16 protein-coding genes are annotated in these 17506 nt (G+C 67.7%); 7 read left to right on the top strand and 9 right to left on the bottom strand.

The window, feature by feature from the left end; translation table 11 throughout:
* Positions 1-15: 15 nt before the first annotated feature.
* The 4 genes from IAG39_RS17590 (at position 16) to IAG39_RS17575 (ending at position 4609) form a co-directional block, all read left to right on the top strand.
* Positions 16-1671, top strand: a complete 1656-nt coding sequence (locus IAG39_RS17590; protein WP_118934382.1) for an amidohydrolase — start codon at positions 16-18, stop codon at positions 1669-1671.
* A gap of 1 nt (position 1672) precedes the next feature.
* A complete protein-coding gene (locus IAG39_RS17585) occupies positions 1673-2647 on the top strand; it encodes a CobW family GTP-binding protein (RefSeq protein ID WP_118934384.1) in 975 nt (324 codons plus the stop codon).
* 121 nt (positions 2648-2768) lie between these two features.
* Positions 2769-3161 carry a nuclear transport factor 2 family protein gene (locus tag IAG39_RS17580; protein WP_118934386.1) on the top strand — a complete coding sequence of 131 codons (393 nt, stop codon included), beginning with the start codon at positions 2769-2771 and terminating at the stop codon, positions 3159-3161.
* Between the two features lie 32 nt (positions 3162-3193).
* Entirely contained in the window at positions 3194-4609 is a 1416-nt protein-coding gene (locus tag IAG39_RS17575) for an NAD(P)/FAD-dependent oxidoreductase (RefSeq protein ID WP_118934387.1), read from the top strand.
* On the opposite strand, the gene IAG39_RS17570 is transcribed toward IAG39_RS17575, so the two are convergent.
* From IAG39_RS17570 to IAG39_RS17540, 7 genes are all read right to left on the bottom strand, one after another.
* Positions 4589-6166 carry a PLP-dependent aminotransferase family protein gene (locus tag IAG39_RS17570; protein ID WP_118934389.1) on the bottom strand — a complete coding sequence of 526 codons (1578 nt, stop codon included), beginning with the start codon at positions 6164-6166 and terminating at the stop codon, positions 4589-4591. The genes IAG39_RS17575 and IAG39_RS17570 overlap by 21 nt on opposite strands.
* A 107-nt stretch (positions 6167-6273) precedes the next feature.
* The gene (locus tag IAG39_RS17565) at positions 6274-7101 is read right to left on the bottom strand and encodes an ABC transporter permease subunit (protein WP_059379610.1); all 828 of its coding nucleotides are present in this window, start codon (positions 7099-7101) and stop codon (positions 6274-6276) included.
* Positions 7094-7927: a taurine ABC transporter ATP-binding protein gene (locus IAG39_RS17560; protein WP_059379611.1), complete on the bottom strand. Its 834-nt coding sequence runs from the start codon at positions 7925-7927 to the stop codon at positions 7094-7096. Before IAG39_RS17560 ends, IAG39_RS17565 begins: the two co-directional genes overlap by 8 nt.
* 91 nt (positions 7928-8018) lie before the next feature.
* Positions 8019-9047 (bottom strand): taurine ABC transporter substrate-binding protein, encoded by a 1029-nt coding sequence (gene tauA / locus IAG39_RS17555; protein WP_059379612.1) that lies wholly within the window; start codon positions 9045-9047, stop codon positions 8019-8021.
* A gap of 228 nt (positions 9048-9275) precedes the next feature.
* Positions 9276-9821: a GTP cyclohydrolase I FolE gene (folE, locus tag IAG39_RS17550; RefSeq protein WP_059379613.1), complete on the bottom strand. Its 546-nt coding sequence runs from the start codon at positions 9819-9821 to the stop codon at positions 9276-9278.
* 166 nt (positions 9822-9987) lie between these two features.
* Positions 9988-10644: a response regulator gene (locus tag IAG39_RS17545; RefSeq protein ID WP_118935062.1), complete on the bottom strand. Its 657-nt coding sequence runs from the start codon at positions 10642-10644 to the stop codon at positions 9988-9990.
* Complete coding sequence (locus IAG39_RS17540; RefSeq protein WP_059379615.1) at positions 10641-12059, bottom strand: cache domain-containing protein; 1419 nt, start codon at positions 12057-12059, stop codon at positions 10641-10643. The genes IAG39_RS17545 and IAG39_RS17540 overlap by 4 nt, the downstream gene beginning before the upstream one ends.
* 315 nt (positions 12060-12374) lie before the next feature.
* On the opposite strand from IAG39_RS17540, the gene IAG39_RS17535 reads away from it, so the two are divergent.
* Together IAG39_RS17535 and IAG39_RS17530 are read left to right on the top strand one after the other, a co-directional pair.
* On the top strand, positions 12375-14456 hold the full coding sequence (locus IAG39_RS17535) for a carbon starvation CstA family protein (protein ID WP_118935064.1): 2082 nt from the start codon (positions 12375-12377) through the stop codon (positions 14454-14456).
* Positions 14457-14476: 20 nt separating this feature from the next.
* Positions 14477-14689, top strand: coding sequence for a YbdD/YjiX family protein (locus IAG39_RS17530; protein WP_118935066.1), 213 nt, complete (start codon positions 14477-14479; stop codon positions 14687-14689).
* Between the two features lie 43 nt (positions 14690-14732).
* Here IAG39_RS17530 and IAG39_RS17525 read toward each other — a convergent pair whose 3' ends face one another.
* Positions 14733-15908: an MFS transporter gene (locus IAG39_RS17525; protein WP_059379617.1), complete on the bottom strand. Its 1176-nt coding sequence runs from the start codon at positions 15906-15908 to the stop codon at positions 14733-14735.
* Positions 15909-16101: 193 nt separating this feature from the next.
* Here IAG39_RS17525 and IAG39_RS17520 point away from each other — a divergent pair, with 193 nt between their 5' ends.
* The gene (locus tag IAG39_RS17520; protein WP_013393536.1) at positions 16102-16653 is read left to right on the top strand and encodes a Dps family protein; all 552 of its coding nucleotides are present in this window, start codon (positions 16102-16104) and stop codon (positions 16651-16653) included.
* A 116-nt stretch (positions 16654-16769) separates the two neighbouring features.
* Here IAG39_RS17520 and IAG39_RS17515 read toward each other — a convergent pair whose 3' ends face one another.
* A complete protein-coding gene (locus tag IAG39_RS17515; protein ID WP_059379620.1) occupies positions 16770-17270 on the bottom strand; it encodes a hypothetical protein in 501 nt (166 codons plus the stop codon).
* Between the last annotated feature and the right edge of the window lie 236 nt (positions 17271-17506).

Here is a 17506-nt window from a genome sequence, read left to right as displayed (position 1 = left end):
TAGAAGGACAGACCGATGACCCAGACCCGCGCCCGAACCACGATCTATGCCGCGCGCAGCATCCTGACCATGAACCCGATGCAGCCCCGCGCCACGCACGTGGCGGTGCGAGAGGGCCGTATCCTGGGCGTGGGCAGCCGCGAGGAGCTGGCGGGCTGGGGGCCTGCCGACCTCGACGAGCGTTATGCGGACAAGGTGCTCATGCCCGGCCTGGTCGAAGGGCATTGCCATCTGCCGGAAGGCGGCATGTGGAAGTTCGTGTACGTGGGCTTCTATGACCGGCGCGGACCCGATGGCAAGCTGTGGGAAGGCTTGAAGAGTTTCGAGGCTGTGGCCGCGCGGCTGCGCGAGGCCGAACGCGCCCTGGCGACCGGCGAGACGCTGATAGGGTGGGGATTCGACCCGATCTTCTTCGACGGCGCGCGCATGCGCGTGCAGGACCTGGACGCCGTGTCCGCCGAGCGGCCCGTGGTGGTCATGCACGCCAGCATGCACCTGATGAACGTGAACACGCCCATGTTGGCGCGCGCCGGCATAGACCGCGATACCGACATCGAAGGCGTGACGCGCATGGAAGACGGACGGCCCAGCGGCGAACTCTGCGAATTTGCCGCCATGTTCCCCGTCATGCGCCTGATCGGCAGCCCGTTCCGCACCGTGGGCGTATCGGAAGAGGGCCTGCGCATGTTTGGCAAGGTGGCGCAGTGGGCGGGCGTCACCACGGCCACGGACCTGGTCAACGAGCTGGGCGACGAGGGCCTGGCGACGCTGGCCCGCATCACCGCCGAGCCGGACTACCCGGTGCGCATTGTGCCGGCCGCGTCCGCGCTGACCTACGCGGGCGATCCGCAGCGCTGCCTGGCCAAGCTGGCCGAGGCCCGGCGCCTGAACAACGACAAGCTGCATCTGGGCATGGTCAAGCTGGTGGTGGACGGTTCGATCCAGGGCTTTACCGCCCGGCTGCGCTGGCCGGGCTACTACAACGGCGCGCCCAACGGCATCTGGGTGATCGCGCCGGCCGAGCTGGACGCGATGGTCCAGGCCTATCACGACGCCGGGGTGCAGCTGCACATCCACACCAATGGCGACGAAGCCACCGAGCTTGCGATCGACGCGGTGGACCGCGCCCTGCGCCGCAGCCCGCGGCGCGACCACCGCCATACCCTGCAGCATTGCCAGATGGCCGACGCGGCGCAGTTCCGGCGCATGGCCAGCCTGGGCATGTGCGCCAATCTCTTTGCCAACCACATCTTCTACTGGGGCGACGCGCATCACGCCCTGACCATGGGTCCGGACCGCGCCAACCGCATGGACGCCTGTGCCTCGGCCGCGCGCGCCGGCGTGCCGTTCTCCGTCCATTCGGACGCGCCCATCACGCCGCTGGGACCGCTGTTCACGGCCTGGTGCGCGGTGAACCGCCAGACGTCGTCGGGCAAGGTGTTGGGGGAGTCCGAGCGCATCGGCGTGGAGCAGGCCCTGCACGCCGTCACGCTGGGCGCGGCGTACACCCTGCACCTGGATCACCTGGTCGGCTCCATCGAGATCGGCAAGCATGCGGACTTCTGCGTGCTGCAGGACGACCCGCTGGAGGTCGCTCCCGAGAAACTGAAGGACGTGCGCGTGCTCGGCACCGTCATCGGCGGCAGGCCCTTGCCGCTGCGGGAAGCCTGAGATGGCGGCCCATGGCGCACCGCGCATCGCGCTGACCGTGGTGGGCGGATTCCTGGGCGCGGGCAAGACCAGTCTGCTCAATCACGTGTTGGCCCGCAGCCAGCGCCGCGCGGCGGTCCTGGTCAATGACTTCGGCCCTGTCGATATCGACGCCGGGCTGATCGCGCAGCGCAGCGATCAGGTGATCAGGCTGGCCAACGGCTGCGTCTGCTGTTCCATGGCGGGCGGCCTGGACGATGCCCTGGCGCGCGTGCTGGCGCTGGACCCCTTGCCCGAATGGATCGTGATCGAAGCCAGCGGCGTGTCCGATCCCGGCCGCATCGCGCAGGTCGGCATGGCCGATCCCATGCTGCAGCTGGAGGGCGTGGTGGTGCTGGCCGATGCCGCGAACGTGCGCGCGCTGGCGGCGGATCCCTTGCTGGCCGATACGCTGGACCGCCAGTTCAAGGCCGCCGATCTGCTGGTGTTGAACAAGACCGATCTGGCGCCTGCCGAGGAGCTGCCGTCGCTGCGCCTATGGCTGCACGCGGCGACGCGCGGGGCTGCGATGGTCGAGACGCGCGAAGGGCGCGTGGACCTGCGCCATCTGCTGGGCGAGGACGGGGCTTGCAGCCTTGCGCATGAATGCGCCAGCGGCGCTTGCGGCCATGCGGGACACGTCCACGCCGCAACCCCCGATGACCCCGATCATCCGTTCCAGAGCTGGCTGTGGCGCGCGCCCGCGCTGCTCGACGCCGACCGGCTCGCCAGCCGGCTGCGCGACGCACCCAGGCAGCTGCTGCGCGCCAAGGGCTGGGTGCGCACCGACCGGCACGGCCTGGTGCTGGTGCAACTGGCGGGCCGGCGCGTGCGCTACGACACGCAAGCCAGGCCGCCGGCGGATCTGGACGAACCGGCGCTGGTGCTGATCGGCATGCGCGGCGCCGTCGATCCCGCCGGCATGGACGCCTGGCTGGCGCCGGCCGCGGCGCGATGAGCGAGCAAGCGTCTGGTGCAAGCGATTTCCCGTGTCTGGTTCTAGACCCTGCCTGGGGGCTCACTTACCTTGGATCCTGAATGCTGGCGCGCGTCGCGCCAGCGTCTACCGGAGGTATGCAATGCAGAAGACCGTCACCGCGGACATGCTGGCCGAATTCGCGGCGGCCTGGAACCGCCACGATATCGACGCCCTGATGTCCTTCATGAGCGACGACTGCGTGTTCGAGACCGTGGCCGGCCCCGAGCGATGGGGCGCGCGGCACGAAGGCCGCGAGGCGGTGCGCGCCGCCTTCGCGGCGGCCTGGGCGAATTTTCCCGACGCGCAGTGGCAGAACGGCACGCATTGGGTGGCCGGCGACCGCGGCGTGTCCGAATCGACCTTTACCGGCACAGCCGCAGACGGCTCCCGCGTGGAGGCGGACATGGTGGACGTCTTCACCTTCCAGAACGGCAAGATCCGCGTCAAGAACGCCTACCGCAAGCAGCGCCCGGTATTGCCGGCCCGCGGCTGAGCACGCCCCGCACCCAGCTACCGGAACGCCGCATGGATACTCAAATGTCCTTCCAACCTGCAGGTCCGGCCCCCGCTGGCCGGACGGCGATCAGCGCCTACAACCCGGCCTACGATCCGCTGGTGTCCCCGCCCGGCCGCGGGCAGGACTACGCGCCCACCTACTGGGTCGCGACCGCGGGCGAGCCGCCCGAGGACGACGGTCCTGTCAACGGCGATATCGATGCCGACGTGGTGATCGTGGGCTCGGGCTTCACCGGGCTGTCGGCGGCGCTGACGCTGGCCCGCGACTTCGGCGTGAAGGCCGTGGTGCTGGAAGCCAACCGCGTGGTGTGGGGCTGCACCAGCCGCAACGGCGGACAGGGACAGAATGCGTCCGGACGCCTGTACCGTTCGCAATGGATAGCGCGCTGGGGATTGGCGACCGCCAAGCGCCTGGACGCCGAGATCCGCGAAGGCTTCGAATACTGGAAGAGCCTGGTGGCCCAGGTGGATTGCGACGCGCAGCCGGGCGGCCACCTGTACACCGCGCACCGCCAGAAGAAGATGGCATTCCTGGAGAACGAGGCCCGCGTGATGCGCGAGATGTTCGGCTATGACGCCAGGATGTTGAGCCGGGAGGAATTGCGCGAACGCTACGTGTACGACCGCGAGGCGGTGGGCGCGATGCACGAGCCGGACGGCGTGGGCGTGCATCCCTTGAAGCTCGCCTATGGCTACATGCGGCAGGCGCGGGCCCTGGGCGTGCGCATCCATCCGGGCAGCCCGGTGCTGGGCTGGCGCGCCGAGAACGGCGGCGTGCGGCTGCAGACGCCCAACGGCTACGTGCGCGCGCGCCGCGTGGCCTTCGCCACTGGCGGCTACACCGCGCAGGGCGTCAACCGCTTGCTGGACAATCGCATCATGCCGGTGCTTTCGAACTCGCTGGTGACGCGGGTGCTGACGCCGGCGGAACGCGACGCCGCGGGTCTGAAGAGCACGGTGTTCATTACCGATACACGGACGCTGCGCTTCTATTACCGTCTGCTGCCCGATGGCCGCATGCAGATCGGCAGCCGCAGCGCGCTGCGCGGCGCCGACGCGCAGCACCCGCGCCATCTGGCGCTGCTGCGCGAGGGGCTGGCGCGCAAGTTCCCCACGCTGGCGGGGGTGGACGTGGACTATTCCTGGTGGGGCTGGGTCGACGTGAGCCACGACATGATGCCGCGCGTCACGCAGCCCGACCCGGCGCAGCCGGTCTATTACGCCTTCGGCTACGGCGGCAATGGCGTGGCGTTCTCGGCCCACGCCGGCAAACGCCTGGCGCAGCGCATGATGGGCAAGGACGGCGTGTCCTGGGACCTGCCGATCTACGACTCGCCCTTGCCGGGGCATATGTTCGCGCCGTTCCGCAGGCTGGGCCAGGGCCTGCTGTACCGCTGGTACTACCTAAGAGACGAAGTGCTCTAGCGCGTGCAGGTCCGGGCCCTGCGGGGCCTGCTTGCCGTCCGCGGCGCGGCCGCGGTAGCGGTCGACCACCTTGGCCAGCCTGGCGATCCCCGGCTCGATGTGTTCCGGCCGGATCGAGGTGAAGCCGACCCGCAGGAAGTTGCGCGGCGCGTCGGCGCCGTTCATGAAGAAGACGTCGCCGGGCTCCACCACCACGCCTTCGGCCAGCGCGGCTTCGGATAGCTCGCAGGCGTTGAGCCAGGGCGGCCCTTGCAGCCAGCAGGACGAGGATCCGGTAATGGGGATGACCTTGAAATCGGGCAGGTGCCGCGCCAGCGCGCGGGCCAGCTCGGTGCCGCGTTCCTGGTAGGCCTGCGATTGCCTGCGCAGCAGCGAATGGTGGTGGCCCAGCGAAATGAATAGCGAAAACGCCCGCTGGATGTAGGCCGAAGGGTGGCGCAGCATCAGGCGGCGCAGGGCGCGCAGTTCGGCGGTGAGCTCGCGCGGCGCCACGATGTAGCCGATGCGCAGGCCCGGCGCGAAGGACTTGGCCAGGCTGCCCACGTAGATCACGCGGCCGTCGCGGTCCAGGCTCTTCAAGGCGGGAATCGCGCCTTCGCCCCAGCGGCTTTCGCTTTCGAAATCGTCCTCGATGATCAGGCTGTCGGCCTGGCGCGCCAGCGTCAGCAGGTTCTGGCGGCGCTCCGGCGATAGGGTGACCGTGGTGGGGCACTGGTGGCCCGGCGTGACGAAAATGTAGTCGCAGCCCAGCAGATGGGTGCCGGTGCACAGCCCTTGTTCGTCCACCGGCAGGGGCAGCAGATTGCGCGTGTGGCTGGCGAAGATGTTGCGGGCGTCGGGATAGCCGGGGTCTTCCATGCCGACCACGGTGTCCTCGTTGACCAGCAGGTCGGCCAGCAGGTAGAGCGCATGCTGCGCGCCCACCGTGATGACGATTTCCTCGGCGTCGGCCCAGACGCCGCGGCGTGGCAGCACCTGGGTACGGATCTGCTCGATGAGCGCCGGGTCGTCGTGGGTGATCAGGTCCGGCGCCCAACTGCGGATGTCCAGCACGGACAGCGCCTTGATGCAGCATTCGCGCCATTCCGCGGTGGGGAACAGGTCCTGGTCGAACTGGGCGTAGACGAAGGGATAGGGCTGCTTCTGCCAGTCGCGCGGCTTGGTGATGTTGCGCTGCCGGGACGGGCGAAAGCGCAGCCTTTCGTCCCAGCGCACGTCGGGCTCGCCGCCCTCGGCGGGCGGGGCGTCGGCCGCCGGCCCGGAATGGCCCCGCATGACCGTGTCGCTGACGAAGTGGCCGCTGCGTTCGCGCGACACCAGATAGCCCTCGCTGACCAGTTGCTGGTAGGCGAAAACCACGGTGTTGCGCGCGATGCGCAGCTGGTCGGCCAGATGCCGGCTGGACGGCACCGGCGTGCCTGGCGGCAGGTGGCCGCTGAGGATGGCGGACACCAGCATCTGGCGCACGCAGCCCTGCAGGCTGAGATTGGGCGCGCTTTCGCGTTCGAACAGGCGCTCCCACAACACAGGCTTGAGCATCGAGGCCTGGCTGGACATGACGGCTCCTTGTCTAGGCCGCGCAGCCGGTAGCCGCTGCGCAGGCGCCGCTCTTGAGGATAGAGGAGCCGGATGGGGGACGAAATGAGGGATTGCCCGGGCGCGTTTCAGACCCGTCCCTTCCAGGGTATGGCGAACTTCTCCAGATAACGGACCAGCAGGTCGAAGGCGAAGGCGAACACGCCGATCACGATGATGCCCATGATGACGGTGTCGCTGGCCAGGAACTGGGCGGCGTTCAGCACCATGAAGCCCAGGCCGCGGTCGGCGGCCACCATTTCGGCGGCCACCAGCGTGGTCCAGCCCACGCCGATGCCGATGCGCATGCCCGTGAAGATTTCCGGCATGGCGGCCTTCAGGATCACGTGCCAGACCACCTGCGCGGGCGTGCCGCCCATGGCGTAGGCCGCGTGGATCTGTTCGATCGACACCGAGCGCACGCCGGCGCGCGCGGCGATCGCCATGGGCGCGAAGATCGCCAGGTAGATCAGCAGGACCTTGGGGAACTCGCCGATGCCGAACCAGATGATGATGAGCGGCAGGTAAGCCAGCGGCGGCAGCGGGCGGTAGAACTCGATGGGCGGATCGAAGATGCCGCGCGCGTAGCGGTTCACGCCCATCAGGATGCCGACGGGAATGGCGGTCACGCAGGCCAGGAAGAAGGCGCCGAACACCCGCGACAGGCTGGCCAGCGCATGTTCGGTAAGCGTGGAGTTGGCCACGCCGTCGGTCATGGCCGAGACGAACTTGTCGTACACGGCCAGGGGCGAAGGCAGGAATAGCGGCCGCACCCAGCCGGCGCTGGTCACCAGGAACCACAGGCCGATGAGCGCCAGGCTGGTGATCAGGCTGATGTGGCCGCTGTAGCCCGCGCCCGGCGCGCCGTAGACCTTGCCCGGCGCGGCGGGCTTGTGTCCCGGGCGGTTGCTAGCCATGGAAGCCTTGGGGGGAGGAGGCTCGCTCGTCGCCATAGATGATGCCAAGGACTTGTTCGCGCATGGCGATGAAGTCGGGACTGGATTTGATGCTGCGGCCATCGCGGGTCTCCAGGTAGCGCCGGTTGAAGTCCGGGGTGAAGGTGTGCGTGATGCGGCCCGGGCGGGGCGACATGACGATCAGCCGCGAACCCAGAAACAGCGCTTCTTCGACGCTGTGCGTGATGAAGAAGAACATCTTGTTGGTCTGCCGCCAGATGTCCAGCAGCAGCTCCTGGATGGTCTCGCGGGTCAGCGCGTCGAGCGCCGCCATGGGCTCGTCCATCAACAGCATGGCGGGGTTGCAGGTCAGCGCGCGCGCAATGCCCACGCGCTGCTGCATGCCGCCCGACAGCTGGTAGATCATGTGGCGGTGGAAGTCCTGCAGGCCCACCAGCTCCAGATTGCGGCGGGCGCGGGCGCGGCGGGTTTCCTTGTCCACGCCTTGCAGCTTCAGGCCGAACTCGGTGTTCTCCAGCACGTTCAGCCAGGGCAGCAGGGCGTGCTTCTGGAACACCACGCCGCGGTCGGCGCCGGGACCCACGATGGGCCGGCCGCCCAGCGTGATCTCGCCCTCGGTGGGCGACAGGAACCCGGCCAGCAGGCTGAGCAAGGTGGTCTTGCCGCAACCCGAGGCGCCCAGCGCGACGACGAACTCGCCGGGCTGGATGGTCAGGTTGACGTTCTGCAGCGCAATGACCGGACCGCTTTCGTGCAGGCCGGGGTAGGTGACGCTGACTTTCTCCGCGCACAGGCTATGCGTGGCGGACGTGGACTGCATGGTCATGCCGGCTCCCCTAGTTGCGGCGGGCTGCGCGCAGCCCTGCGGGATGCTGGGCAGGCGGCGCCGGACGGGCCGCCTTGGCCGCAAGCGCTTCTTACTTCTCGGCCGCCCGGGCGTACTTGTCCGTGACGTGCGGGCTGTAGTCGGCCAGGGCGCGGTCGATCTGCTTCTGGTCTTTCAGGAACTGGGCGCTGGCCGCGAAGGCGCGGGCGGCGCCCGATTCCTTGCCGCCGCCCAGCCAGACATTGGAGGCCTGTTCCTGCACGGTCGGGAAGACCAGCAGCTGGAGCGCCTCGACCATGTCCTCGGGTTTGCCGCCGATCAGTTTGACGATGCTCTTGACCTGCGGCGAGTCGGCGGTCCATTTGGCGCTGTTGGCGCGGTAGTCCGCGTAGGATTTGGCCAATACGCTGGTGAAGGCGGCCATGAACTTGGGGTTCTTGGCGGCCCAGGCGCGATCCACCACGATGCCGTCGAAGGTTGGCACGCTGGCTTTGCCGATTTGTTCCGAGTCGGCGATGATCTTGCCGCTCTTGGCGATCTCGGTCAGCGCGGGCGGCCAGACGTAGGCCGCGTCGATGTCGCCGCGCTGCCACGCGGCCACGATCTGCGGCGGCTGCATGTTCAGGATGCGCACGTCGCGCGGATTGATCTTCCAGACCTGTTCCAGCCCGACCAGCAGATGGAAGTGCGAGGTGGACACGAAAGGCGTGGCGACCCGCTTGCCCTTCAGGTCGGCCGTGCTGTTGATGCCGGAACCGTTGCGCGCCACCAGCGCCTCGGACTTGCCGATGTTGTCCAGGATCCAGAACAGCTCCATGTCCACGCCGCGGGTCGCGGCCGCGGTGATGCCGGTGGAGCCCAGCACGCCGACCGGCACGTTGCCGGAGGCCAGCGCGGTGGAGATGTCGCCGCCGGAGGTGAACTGGCGCCAGTCCACCTGGTAGCCGGCGTCCTTCAAGGCCTTGTCGAAACTGCCGTCGGCGATCGCCGTCAGGAACGGCCCGACGATCAGCTGGTAGCCGACCACCAGCTTGGTCTGGGCATAGGCGGGAGCGGCCAACAGCGCGGCGGCCAGGCCGGCCAGGGTGCAGCGGCGGATGAGGCGGAATATCGCGTTCATGGAGATCTCCGGGAGGGAACGGCCGCGCTCCGGCGCGACCGGGATGCTGGAGCCAGTTTGCCCGGATGGGGCCAGAACGCTAGGGCCAGATGCCCGGATCAGTAGGAGCCAAAAGCGGGCCGGGCCCGCCTGCCGGCCGGCGGCGCCAGAGCTGGCGCGGCCGGCGCGGCGGGGTGCGGCCGGCGAGGCGGCCCGCGATATGCGCCAAAAGGGGGAGGGGAAATCCGGCTAGCGGATGAGGCTGAGGAATTCGGCCCGGGTCGACGGATTGTCGTGGAATTCACCCAGCATGACCGAGGTCACCATGGACGAGTTCTGCTTTTCCACGCCGCGCATCATCATGCACATGTGCTGGGCTTCGATGACCACGGCCACGCCGGCCGCGCCGGTCACGGACTGCACGGCTTCGGCCACCTGGCGGCTGAGGTTTTCCTGGATCTGCAGGCGGCGCGCGTACATCTCGACGATGCGCGCGACCTTGGACAGGCCCAGCACCTTGCCGTTGGGCAGGTAGGCCACGTGGGCCTTGCCGATGAAGGGCAGCATGTGGTGCTCGCAGAGCGAATACAGCTCGATGTTCTTGACCAGCACGATCTCGCGCGTGTCCGAGGTGAACAGCGCGCCGTTGACGATTTCGTCCAGGTTCTGGCCGTAGCCGCGGCACAGGTGGCGCATGGCCTTGGCCGCGCGGGCGGGCGTGTCCGCCAGTCCTTCGCGGGACGGATCTTCCCCTAGTTCTTCAAGAATGGCGGTGTAGTGCTTTTCCAATGACATCGGGGACTCCTGGGGGCGGCGCTGGTTGCGGCGCTTTACTGTGTGTAGCGTAGTGCTGCAAGTCTACCTCAGGCCACAAGAAGGGTTTCCCCGCCGGGCCGCCCCAAGGGGAAACAGCCCCCCTCGGGGGGGCAGCAAGCACGCGTAGCGTGCGCGGCGTGGGGGGCTACACCCCACGGTTTTCGACGGCGTACTTGATCAGCTCAGCCTGTCCATCTATGCCCAGCTTGCGCTTGATGTTCAGGCGATGGGTTTCCACCGTGCGCACCGACAGCCCCAGCGCCTGCGCGATCTGCTTGTTGGCCTCGCCGCTGGCGATGTGGCGCAGCACGTCGCGTTCGCGCTGCGTCAGCATGGTGGCCGGCGCCGTGGCCTGCGACAGGCGCACCGCGACCGCCGCGCTGAAATAGCTGCGGCCCGCCATGACCGCGCCGATGGCGGTGACGATTTCCTGCGCCGGCTCGTCCTTCAGCAGATAGCCGCGCGCGCCGGCCTTGACGGCTTGCAGCATGTATTCGGGGTTGTCGTGCATGGACAGCACCAGCACGGCGATCTGCGGGTAGCGCTCGTGCAGCAGGGCGGTCAGCTCCAGCCCGCCCACGCCCGGCATGTTGAGGTCCATCAGCGCCAGGTGCGGCAAAGTGCCGCCCTGCGGATCCTCGGCCAGGCAGGCGGCCAGAAAGGCCTGGGCGGCGGCGGCGTTGCCGGCCTCGCCCACTACCTGCAACTGCGGCACGGTTTCCAGGCGCAGCCGCAGCCCGTCCCGCACCAGCGGGTGGTCGTCGATCAGCAGCAGCCGGATGGGGTCGGGCTTGTGGGTCATGCGTCGGAGCTCGCGGGTAGAGGGGCGGCGGGCAGCGGCAGCCAGGCCTGCAGGACCGTGCCGTGGGAGGTGGAGCGGAATGTCAGCGTGCCGGACAGCGCGTTCATGCGTTCGCGCATATTGCGCAGGCCGATGCCGCGGCGCGGATCCTGCTGCACCTCGGCATAGTCGAAGCCGCGGCCGTCGTCGGCGATGGTCAGGCGCAGGTCGCGCTGGGAATAAGCCAGCGTCATGTCGGCGCGGGTGGCGCCGGCATGGCGGATGACGTTGGTCAGGGCTTCCTGGGTGACGCGGAACAGGGCGGTGGCATAGGCTTCGGGCAGCTTCACCGGCTGCCCGGCGGTGTGCAGGCGCACGGCCAGCGGCGGGGCGCCATCCTGGCTGGGGATGGCGAACTCGCGGCCCAGATGTTCGAGTGCGGCCGGCAGGCCCAGGTCGTCCAGCAGCGTCGGCCGCAGGTTGTGCGAAATACGCCGGACCTCGCCCACGGCGGTATTCAACCGGTCCAGTGCGCCGCCCAGGGGGGTGTCGATATGAGCGAGGGCGCGCGGCTCGGCCGGCAAGGTCTGCCGCAGCCGCTCCCGCGCCGCTTCCAGGGACAGCTTGATCGACACCAGCACCTGGCTGATGCCGTCGTGCAGCTCGCGCGAGAGCCGCGCGCGCTCGTCCTCCTGCGAACGCACCAGCTGCCGCGCCATCAGCCGCAGCTTGGCGTCGGACTGGCGATGGTCGCTGATGTTCAGGGCCAGGCCGCAGGCCGCCACGCCCAGGATGGACACGGCGGCGATGCCGGCCACCCAGGCAAACATATCGCGGATATTGGCTTGCGCGGCGGCGTCGATGCGCTCCAGCGCCTGCTGCACGTCGTCCAGGTAGATGCCGGTGCCCAGCATCCAGCCCCAGCGCTCCAGCACCACCACGTAGCCCAGCTTTTCCTCGGTCTGGTGGGTGGAGGGCTTTTCCCATAGATAGTGAACCGCTTCACCGTCCTGGCCGCCGCGCCGGGCGGCGGTCAGCAGGTTCTGGATCACGGGCTGGCCCTTGGTGTCGCGCAGCTCCCAGAGGTCCTGGCCGACCAGCTCCGGCTGGCGCGGGTGCATCAGGTTCCGGCCCTTCAGGTCATAGACGAAAAAATAGCCGTCGTGGCCGAATTCCATCTGCGCCAGCAGGTCGAGCGCGCGCTGGCGGGTGGCGTCGTCGTCGGCCGCCGCCTGCAGGGGCGCGATGGCGCTGTAGGCCAGGTTGACGTAGTGGCGCAGTTCGCCTTCCTTGCTGGCCAGCCAGGCGTTTTCCACGACCTGCTTTTCGCGCTGCGCCAGCTGCAGGCCCTGCACGTAGACGGCCACCGTGATGGCGGCGACGGCCACCAGCAGGGGGACCGCGGCGAGCAGCAGGATTTTCAGGCGCAGCTTCATGAAGGATTTGTATCAGCGCGAACGCGAATTTTGCGACGCAGCATTTTGCCTGCCGCAGTCAGGATCGGGAAATTTCAGCCGTGATTTTACGGTTTCCGCCAAATCATGTTGCGGCGCATTGCGTAGTAACACGTAGCGGAATTGCGTAGTTTCGCGCTTGTTGCTGCGTAGTCAAAACGAAATACTAGCGTCCGCGTCGACACGGCGCTGCGTGGACGCGCGCGCGTCCGCCACCCCACAACAATGAGTCTGCCTTCCGCGGGACGATAAAAGCGTTTCACGCCAAAAGCATGGCGGGAGGCTAGAGGAGCACTTATGCAAACCAGCAGTAAGGGACTGGGTCAGCACCTGGTCTGGCTGGCGGTTGCGGTACTGGGCGCGTTCGCGCTGGGCACCGTGGCGCTGGCCAGAGGGGAGACCATCAATGCGCTATGGGTGGTGATCGCCGCCGTATGCGTGTACTTGATCGCATACCGTTATTACAGCCGCTTCATCGCCAAGAACGTCTTCCAGCTGGATCCGACGCGCATGACGCCGGCATGGAAGCACAACGACGGCCTGGACTACGTGCCCACCAACAAGCACGTGCTGTTCGGCCACCACTTCGCCGCCATCGCCGGCGCCGGCCCGCTGGTGGGCCCGGTGCTGGCCGCGCAGATGGGCTATCTGCCGGGCATGCTGTGGATCCTGGCCGGCGTGGTGTTCGCCGGCGCCGTGCAGGACTTCACCATCCTCTTCATCTCGACCCGCCGCGACGGCCGTTCGCTGGGTGACCTGGTCAAGTCCGAACTGGGCAAGATCCCGGGCGTGATCGCGCTGTTCGGCGCCTTCATGATCATGGTCATCATCCTGGCCGTGCTGGCGCTGATCGTGGTCAAGGCGCTGACGCACTCGCCCTGGGGCACCTTCACGGTGGCCGCGACCATCCCCATCGCGCTGTTCATGGGCGTGTACCTGCGCTATATCCGTCCAGGCAAGATCGGCGAAGTGTCCATCATCGGCTTCGTCGGCCTGATGGCCGCCATCACCTTCGGCCAGGACGTGGCCGCGCACCCGGTGATCGGCCCCATGTTCGACTTCGACGGCAAGGGCCTGACCTGGATACTGATCGTCTACGGTTTCATCGCGTCGGTGCTGCCGGTGTGGCTGCTGCTGGCTCCGCGCGACTACCTGTCGACCTTCCTGAAGATCGGCACCATCGTCGGCCTGGCCATCGGCATTGTCGTGGTCGCGCCCGAGCTGAAGATGCCGGCGTTGACCCAGTTCGTCGACGGCAGCGGTCCGGTGTGGTCGGGCAACCTGTTCCCGTTCCTCTTCATCACCATCGCCTGCGGCGCGGTGTCGGGCTTCCATGCCCTGATCTCCTCGGGCACCACGCCCAAGCTGATCGAGAACGAAACCCAGGCCCGCTACATCGGTTACGGCGGCATGCTGATGGAATCCTTCGTCGCCATCATGGCGCTGGTGGCGGCTTGCGTGATCGAGCCGGGCATCTACTACGCCATGAACAGCCCGGCGGCCGTGATCGGCACCACGCCCGACCAGGTGGCCCAGGTGGTCTCCAGCTGGGGCTTCGTGGTGACGCCCGCGGATCTGATCCAGACCGCCAAGGACGTGGGCGAAAGCACGATCATCTCGCGCGCCGGCGGCGCGCCTACGCTGGCCGTGGGCATGGCGCACATCCTGCACCAGGCCATCGGCGGCCCGAGCATGATGGCCTTCTGGTACCACTTCGCCATCCTGTTCGAAGCGCTCTTCATCCTGACCGCTGTCGACGCCGGCACCCGCGCGGGCCGCTTCATGCTGCAAGACCTGCTGGGCACCTTCGCCCCGTCGCTCAAGCGCACCGACTCGCTGCCCGCCAACCTGATCGCCACCGGCCTGTGCGTGGCGGCCTGGGGCTACTTCCTGTACCAGGGCGTGGTCGATCCGCTGGGCGGCATCAACACGCTGTGGCCGTTGTTCGGCATCGCCAACCAGATGCTGGCCGCGATCGCGCTGACGCTGGGTACCGTGGTGCTGTTCAAGATGAAGCGCGACCGCTACGCCTGGGTCACGGTGCTGCCGACCCTGTGGCTGCTGGCATGCACGCTGACCGCCGGCTGGCAGAAGCTGTTCCACGCCGACCCGCGCGTCAGCTTCCTGGCGCACGCCGACAAGTACAACGCGGCCATCGCCGAAGGCAAGGTCCTGGCCCCGGCCAAGTCCCTGGGCGAGATGTCGCGCGTGGTGTTGAACGACTACATCAACGCCGGCCTGTGCGCGATCTTCATCTTCGTGGTGGTGAGCATCGTGGTGTTCGGCCTGCGTTCGGTGCAGCGCGCGCGCAACGAGAACAAGCCCACCGCCCGCGAAATGCCTTACGAAATGCTGCCGGTTGCCGCCGGCGCGGACTGAGCGCAGCAGGGAGACGACGCATGCTGTTTACGAACATGAGTTCCGCGGCCGGCGCCGCCGGCCGCTACCTGGGGCAGACGCTCCGGCTGATGGTCGGCGTGCCGGACTACGAAACGTATGTGGCCCACATGCGGCGCACGCACCCGGACCAGGAACCGATGAGCTACGAAGCATTTTTCCGCGAGCGGCAGGACGCGCGCTATGGCGGGAAGAAGCGGATCGGCTGCTGCTGACGAAGAGGCCTCGCTTGCGAGGCCTTTTTTTTCCGGCTTCTGGTCAGGCGGCCTTCCTGCGCAGCTTCTCCGCATAAATCACCAGCGGCACCGCGCCGACAGCGCACAACGCCATCACCAGGAACCCTCCCGGCGCATAGCTGCGATACAGCGCGCCGCCCAGCTGGATGCTGGCGAACATGAAGACTCCGCCCGACAGCAAGGCGTAAAGCGCGATCGCCGAGGTCTTGATCGCCGCGGGCACGTGCCGGGTGATGTACCACATGATGGCGGCGTTGTTGCCGGCCAATGTGAAGCACTGCAGCAGCTGCAGCGCCGCGATCAGCGTGGGATCGGTAGTGGCGGAGAGCCCGGTCCAGCGGATCGCGGTCATGACGGCGGACGCCAGGATCAGCCATTGCGCGCCCGTGCGCGCCAGGATGCGGGGCGCCAGGAAGAAGAACAGGACCTCGCTGGCCACGCCCACCACCCACAGCATGGAAATCAGCGAAGTCGACAGGCCGCTGGCGGTCCAGTACAGCGTGGAATAGGAATAGAGAAAGCCGTTGCTGGCCTGGACCAGCGAGGCCGCCGCGATGCACATGAGCAGCGGGCGGTCGCGCAGGACCTCGAGCATGGGCAGGCGCGCCGCTGGCGCGGGCGCCTCGTCGGGAGTGGGGCGTGCCGCCCGGGGCAGCAGCCGCACGCAAGCCAGGCAGGCGATGATGAGGAGGATGGACAGCCACATCACCCAGTTGGCGTCAAAGGTCTTGATCAGGTAGCCGCCGATCACGGTGACCACGGCAAAGCCCAGCGAGCCGCAGGCGCGCATGACCGTGTAGGAACTGCCTTGGCCCCGGCCGCTGGCGATGGCCATGCGGTCCATCAGCGGCAATACCGCCGGGAAGACGGCATTGAGCAGCAGGGTGATGGCCAGCAGCCAGCCGGGCGTGCTGCTGAACGGATAGCAGACGAACAGCGCCAGCGACGCCGCCAGCGCCGCGGCGATCAGGGCGTGCGCGCGGCCGGTCTGGTCGGCGACGTGGGCGACCACGGGCGTGGACAGGATCTTGGGCAGGAAGGACGTGGCGACGATCAGGCCGATGACGGCGGGATCCAGGCCGCGGCTGGCGAACCATAGGGGCAGGAAGGGAATGCTGACTCCCTGCAGGCCGTAGTACAGGAAGTAAAACCCGTGCAGGGCGATGGCGCCTTGCCTGGTGTCGGGATTGCCGCGCATGGCGATGAAGGGATCCGGCTGAATTGACGCGCCGTAGCATACTCCTAGCCGGACCGGATTTCAGAAAGGGGGAGCGCCTTGATCCAGGACATTGGCAAAAAAGCGCGGGCGGATTTACGCTAGCGAAGTCGCGGCGCAAGCAAGCCTGGCGCCGCGCGTGCGTTTTCACCATCATTCCTAGGAGTTGCGACCCATGGCCAAGAAACTGGATGAGAAGACCACCAAAGCCCTGAAAGAGCGCCGCAAGCGCCCGCTGGCGACGCCGACCGACCTGGCGTCGGCGGCCACCAGGGATATTTCCGCCGCGCTGAACCAGATACTCGCCGACGTGTTCGCGCTGTATCTCAAGACCAAGAACTTTCATTGGCACGTCAGCGGCCCCCATTTCCGGGATTACCACCTGCTGCTGGACGAGCAGGGCGACCAGCTGTTCGCCATGACGGATCCCATCGCCGAGCGCATCCGCAAGATCGGCGGCACGACGCTGCGGTCCATCGGACACATCGCGCGCTCGCAGCGTATCTCGGACAACGATGCGGATTACGTGCAGCCGCTGGACATGCTGGCCGAGCTGCGCGAGGACAACAAGGTCCTGGCGGCGGCGTTGCGCGAAGCGCACAACATCACCGATGAACACCGCGACATCGCCAGCTCCAGCCTGATCGAGAACTGGATCGACGAGACCGAACGGCGCACCTGGTTCCTGTTCGAAGCCAGCCGGGAAGGGGATTCGACCGGGCATTGAGCCGGCCGCGATGGTTTGATTCAGTGGGACAAAGCTGGCCGCGTTGACGTGGCCAGCTTTGCTTTTGCGCGCGGGCGCCGCAGCGGCCAGCAGCCGGTGCTTGTCAGCGCCGCGTATCAGCCGTGCTTGCCGAAGCCGCCGCTGGCCCACTCCGAGGCGCGCTGCACGCTCAGCTTGTACGTCGGCGCGACCTGGGTCCGCGCCAATTGTTCGCCGGACTCGTCGTAGGCGCTCAACACGGCGTAGGGCTCGTCTTCGTCGGGAACGATATCCAGCTTGATGGTCAGGCGGCCCGCGGCGGCGTCGATCTTCACGCTCTTGTGCAGCGTCGCGTGCAATTGCTGCTCGTGACGGCGCAGGACTTCCCGGGCGGTCTTGACCAGGGTGATGAAGGCCGGGGAGTCGAGCGGCTTGGGGTTTTTCTTGTCGCGGCCCATGGTCCATGGGCCGACCAGCGCGGGCTCGGCTTCTCCGTCCATGGTCATCTCCACGGCCCAGCCGTCGTCTTCCTCGTTCTTGATGATCCGGGCGGTCCAGCCGTCATCGCGCCACAGCGTGGGCAGCTGTTCTTTGCGGTCGTCGGGGGCTTCCGTTTCCGGAATGTGGGTATCGTTCACTGCTGTACTTCTCCTGGACTCGTTTGCCGGCAACGCCGGTCTTGGCCAGCATGATACCGCCCAGCGTCGCGCCGCCGCCGACGGCGCCGTTGAGCACTGCGGTATGTCCGGCTGCGGCCGATGTCACCGCACAGGTTGGCCAACGGCACGCCCGCGCGAGCATCGGGCTAGCCGATGCCTCAATCAAACATTCCTGCTGGCGCCCGGCAGCGCGTAACGCCACCATCGCTTACTCC

The organism is Achromobacter xylosoxidans (genome assembly GCF_014490035.1).
Taxonomy (GTDB): domain Bacteria; phylum Pseudomonadota; class Gammaproteobacteria; order Burkholderiales; family Burkholderiaceae_B; genus Achromobacter; species Achromobacter bronchisepticus_A.
The sequence above is the reverse complement of the archived record's forward strand: the minus strand, read 5'-3'. Positions and strand labels throughout refer to the sequence as shown.

Bases quoted from the DNA above. Each gene is read 5' to 3' on its own strand.
- IAG39_RS17590 (WP_118934382.1), top strand. From the start codon at position 16: ATGACCCAGACCCGCGCCCGAACCACGATCTATGCCGCGCGCAGCATC.
- IAG39_RS17585 (WP_118934384.1), top strand. From the start codon at position 1,673: ATGGCGGCCCATGGCGCACCGCGCATCGCGCTGACCGTGGTGGGCGGA.
- IAG39_RS17580 (WP_118934386.1), top strand. From the start codon at position 2,769: ATGCAGAAGACCGTCACCGCGGACATGCTGGCCGAATTCGCGGCGGCC.
- IAG39_RS17575 (WP_118934387.1), top strand. From the start codon at position 3,194: ATGGATACTCAAATGTCCTTCCAACCTGCAGGTCCGGCCCCCGCTGGC.
- IAG39_RS17570 (WP_118934389.1), bottom strand. From the start codon at position 6,166: ATGTCCAGCCAGGCCTCGATGCTCAAGCCTGTGTTGTGGGAGCGCCTG.
- IAG39_RS17565 (WP_059379610.1), bottom strand. From the start codon at position 7,101: ATGGCTAGCAACCGCCCGGGACACAAGCCCGCCGCGCCGGGCAAGGTC.
- IAG39_RS17560 (WP_059379611.1), bottom strand. From the start codon at position 7,927: ATGACCATGCAGTCCACGTCCGCCACGCATAGCCTGTGCGCGGAGAAA.
- tauA (WP_059379612.1), bottom strand. From the start codon at position 9,047: ATGAACGCGATATTCCGCCTCATCCGCCGCTGCACCCTGGCCGGCCTG.
- folE (WP_059379613.1), bottom strand. From the start codon at position 9,821: ATGTCATTGGAAAAGCACTACACCGCCATTCTTGAAGAACTAGGGGAA.
- IAG39_RS17545 (WP_118935062.1), bottom strand. From the start codon at position 10,644: ATGACCCACAAGCCCGACCCCATCCGGCTGCTGCTGATCGACGACCAC.
- IAG39_RS17540 (WP_059379615.1), bottom strand. From the start codon at position 12,059: ATGAAGCTGCGCCTGAAAATCCTGCTGCTCGCCGCGGTCCCCCTGCTG.
- IAG39_RS17535 (WP_118935064.1), top strand. From the start codon at position 12,375: ATGCAAACCAGCAGTAAGGGACTGGGTCAGCACCTGGTCTGGCTGGCG.
- IAG39_RS17530 (WP_118935066.1), top strand. From the start codon at position 14,477: ATGCTGTTTACGAACATGAGTTCCGCGGCCGGCGCCGCCGGCCGCTAC.
- IAG39_RS17525 (WP_059379617.1), bottom strand. From the start codon at position 15,908: ATGCGCGGCAATCCCGACACCAGGCAAGGCGCCATCGCCCTGCACGGG.
- IAG39_RS17520 (WP_013393536.1), top strand. From the start codon at position 16,102: ATGGCCAAGAAACTGGATGAGAAGACCACCAAAGCCCTGAAAGAGCGC.